General features: G+C 42.0%; 4 protein-coding genes. 1 reads left to right on the top strand and 3 read right to left on the bottom strand.

Features of this window, described 5'->3' with window-relative positions; all coding sequences use genetic code 11:
• Positions 1–160: 160 nt before the first annotated feature.
• Together PX636_RS08660 and PX636_RS08655 are read right to left on the bottom strand one after the other, a co-directional pair.
• Positions 161–433, bottom strand: coding sequence for a hypothetical protein (locus PX636_RS08660; RefSeq protein WP_288116770.1), 273 nt, complete (start codon positions 431–433; stop codon positions 161–163).
• Positions 434–564: 131 nt separating this feature from the next.
• Positions 565–954, bottom strand: a complete 390-nt coding sequence (locus PX636_RS08655; protein ID WP_004162741.1) for a helix-turn-helix domain-containing protein — start codon at positions 952–954, stop codon at positions 565–567.
• A 484-nt stretch (positions 955–1,438) separates the two neighbouring features.
• Between PX636_RS08655 and PX636_RS08650 the strand changes: the two genes are divergently transcribed.
• A complete protein-coding gene (locus PX636_RS08650) occupies positions 1,439–3,250 on the top strand; it encodes a proline--tRNA ligase (protein ID WP_288116769.1) in 1,812 nt (603 codons plus the stop codon).
• A gap of 376 nt (positions 3,251–3,626) precedes the next feature.
• Here PX636_RS08650 and PX636_RS08645 read toward each other — a convergent pair.
• Positions 3,627–3,751 (bottom strand): glucokinase (locus PX636_RS08645; protein ID WP_288116557.1); only part of this gene is annotated, 125 nt, incomplete at its 5' end.

Raw genomic sequence — 3,751 nt, 5'->3', positions numbered from 1 at the left:
GGGTGTGGGGTGTGGGGTGTGGGGTTTTACTCATTTTCAGGTGGTCAATTACCTAATTTTCAGGGAAAAAGTCCAGGAATTTTACCCCCGATCACTCCAAGGCTAGGCACTTTTTGAGGTCAAAAAAGCCTAAAAACCTTATCCAACAAGCTTTTTAGATTTATTCAGCAAGCCCTAAATACTTCATTTGTTGGGCATAGTCAACACTCCTACGTTGGTCAGTGACTTCCACATGTCTCCAACCCGTAAACGGCTCAAAAAACATGAATAAATTAGAAACTCCTTCTCGCTGATATTCATAATCAAAACGTTCGGACTTACCCGGTTCGGCAGCAATTGGCGAATTGATTTCTGAAATCAGTTGTTTTGAGGTCTCATCAAAACAAACTAAGGGATAATCTGGGTCATAGTTGCTGGTGTAAAGTTGTAACACTTCTGACCTTTGACAGACAAATTCGGCATTGGCTTGAGGTGGAATTACCCAAGATTCTTTTAACCAAGGTTTTAGCTCGTTTTTTTTAAGACCTGTCGCACTGTTTCAGAAGAAATGCTTTCTATGTATTCTCAAGTTACCATTTCCTCTGCCAGTAGTCGTAATGTCCAACGGTTATAACCTTGAGGCACTTGTGAGCAAGCCAGTGCGATTAAATGGGCTGCTGCTTCTCCGTCTATCTTTTTGAGCTTTAATGACTTTTTCGGACGAGGGTTAAGTGCATTTTCTAGGCTTTCTTCCACAAATCTTTGTCTGACTCTCTCAATGCTTCTGGTGCTGATATTCAAGGCTTCACTGATTTGTTGATCTCTACAACCTCCATCGGGTTGATTGATATCTGCTTTCAGTAAAATTCGAGCATGATTAATTTTTCTAGCGGAAGCTTTACCTGTTGTGGTTAGTTTGTTGAGACTCTTGCGTTCATCTTCAGTTAAGCCGACAATGTATTGTTTGGCTGGCATTGTTTTTCGGGGTTAGCTTATTTACATTCCTATTATCCGACATAGTTGCTTTGACAGACTACTAGGCTTTTCCTTGATGCTGGCAATGTAAACTTTGATTAAGAGAAAGACTTCTAGCTCCGATCCGATGTTATATTAATAATTGAAGCTAAAGAAAAAAGCTTCCCTGACAGATCAACTGGCAAGGTTATAAGGTCAAGTTCACAAAGGAGTAAACCCTGTTAAAGTTACATTCTGTCTCGATAACGACGATAACAGCGATCAACCTGAACGCTCATATTTCCTAGAGTAGAGAACAAGGGAGTTAGGCAATTGGAACTAGAGTCCAATGCGTCTCCAACCAGTCTCAAGTTGTGAGGGGAAATACCTGAGAATCGGTAAACTGATCGCTGTTATTGTTTGTCAACACAAGTAATTGATCATTGCAGTCGCTCTCCTTTGATGAGATAATAGAAAGTCTTCTGTTCAAAAGGATATCGATAGGATGCGACTCTCTCAACAGCTTTTTGTCACTCTCCGGGAAGACCCAGCCGAGGCGGAAATCCCCAGTCATAAATGCTTGGTGCGTGCCGGTTACATTCGTCGCATTGGCAGCGGTATTTACGCCTATTTACCCCTGATGTGGCGGGTTTTGCAGAAAGTCTCCCAGATAGTCCGGGAAGAAATGAATAAAGCTGGCGCCCAAGAATGTTTACTTCCCCAACTGCAACCGGCGGAACTCTGGCAAGAATCAGGCCGTTGGGACACCTACACAAAAGCAGAAGGGATTATGTTTGCCCTGACGGACCGGCAAAACCGGGAGTTAGGATTAGGACCGACTCACGAAGAAGTAATTACTGCCGTCGCTCGTGATTTAATTCGTTCCTATCGACAATTACCGGTTAATTTATATCAGATTCAAACTAAATTTCGCGATGAAATTCGCCCTCGTTTTGGTTTAATGCGGGGACGAGAATTTATTATGAAAGATGCCTATTCTTTCAATCTCGACGAGGAATGTTTAAAGAAAACCTATCAAGCGATGGATATAGCTTACCGCAATATTTTCCGCCGTTGTGGGTTAGCTTTTCGGGCAGTAGAAGCCGATTCTGGAGCGATTGGCGGTTCCGCATCCCAAGAATTTATGGTCTTAGCTGATGCTGGCGAAGATGAGGTTTTATTTACCGCCGATGAAAAGTATGCGGCTAATGTGGAAAAAGCCGTTTCTTTGCCGGCAGATAAAGTGGCTTCTCCCTTTAAAAAGTTTGCTAAAAAAGAGACTCCTAACACCAACACGATCGAAAGTTTAGCTCAATTTCTCGATTGTTCTGCCACGGCTATCGTCAAAAATGTTCTCTACGAAGTGGTTTATGATAGCGGCATAACTGTTTTAGTTTTGGTGAGCATTCGGGGAGATCAAGAGGTTAACGAAGTTAAACTACAAAATGAATTAGTTAGACAGGCGAGCCGTTACAATGCTAAAACAATTTTGGCTTTAAAAATACCCGATGCTGCCGCTCAACAGAAATGGGCAACTAAACCTTTACCTTTAGGTTATATTGGTCCCGACTTAGAAGATAATTTGCTCAAAAAAGCCAGCGATATAGCTCCTAAGTTTTTACGCATAGCAGACAACACGGTGACAGACTTAGAAAACTTGATCACCGGTGCAAATGAAACGGGGTTTCATTTAGTGGGGGCGAATTGGGGTAAAGATTTTATCTTACCGGAATTAATCGTCGATCTACGCAAAGCCCAGGTAGGCGATCGAGCTATTCATGATCCTAATCAAACCTTGCAAAGTGCTAGAGGAATTGAAGTCGGTCATATCTTCCAATTGGGCTATAAATATTCTCAAGCTATGAATGCTTTTTATACTAATGAAGCGGGAGAATCTACCCCCATTTGTATGGGTTGTTATGGGATTGGAGTATCGCGTTTAGCCCAGGCAGCCGTAGAACAATCCTACGATAAAGATGGCATTATTTGGCCGGTAGCTATTGCCCCTTATCAAGCGATTGTGGTTATTCCTAATTTAGCCGATGCCGAGCAGGTAAAAACCGCCGAAAGTTTATACAATGAGTTAAATCAAGCCGGCATTGAAACCCTTTTAGATGACCGGAATGAACGTGCGGGAGTTAAGTTCAAAGATGCGGATTTAATTGGGATTCCCTATCGCATTGTCACGGGTAAATCTCTCAAATCGGGTAAGGTGGAATTAGTTGAAAGAGCCAGTAAAAAAGCGTCAGAAGTAGCAATTAATGAGGTGGTTTCCTATTTAAAAACTGCTATTTCAAAGGTAAATGCTTCTGATTAAGTGATTAAATATACGGCTCTTCGTTACTTGGTATGGTTCGATAGGGGGGCATAAATCGACTAAATCCTTATCTGGCAAGAGTTCTATTGATTAGTTTGTTCTAGCTCGAAAACAATTGACAAAAATCGCATCAATGTCCTTCTCTATAAGGGTTTCATCCCTTATAACTCCGTCCATTGCATAGCACAAACCGAAGAACCAAACTATCAATTGAATGTTAAGAAGTGCGGAAAGTGGGATAATAACTATATGATTGAGAAGCTTTTGTCAAGCCTAATTGAGATGCTCTTACCCTGCCAATAAAAAGCAATCTGAACCGCTTACGGGGAGATCATATTCTGAAAATAATCCCTAGCCATCTCCAGTCAACCCTCCCTCATAGCTGACTAGCGCAGGAAACTGCCCCCATTAGTCCCACTTGGGCATTAAGGACGATATGGACGGGAATATTGCTTAATAGCTCCCTCATCCGACCTTTAGCCCGAAAAGCCTTCATAAAGC

Origin of the sequence: Microcystis sp. M53598_WE2, assembly GCF_030067735.1 — a bacterium.
Classification (GTDB): Bacteria; Cyanobacteriota; Cyanobacteriia; order Cyanobacteriales; family Microcystaceae; genus Microcystis; species Microcystis aeruginosa.
This window is presented reverse-complemented; position numbering and strand designations above follow the sequence as displayed.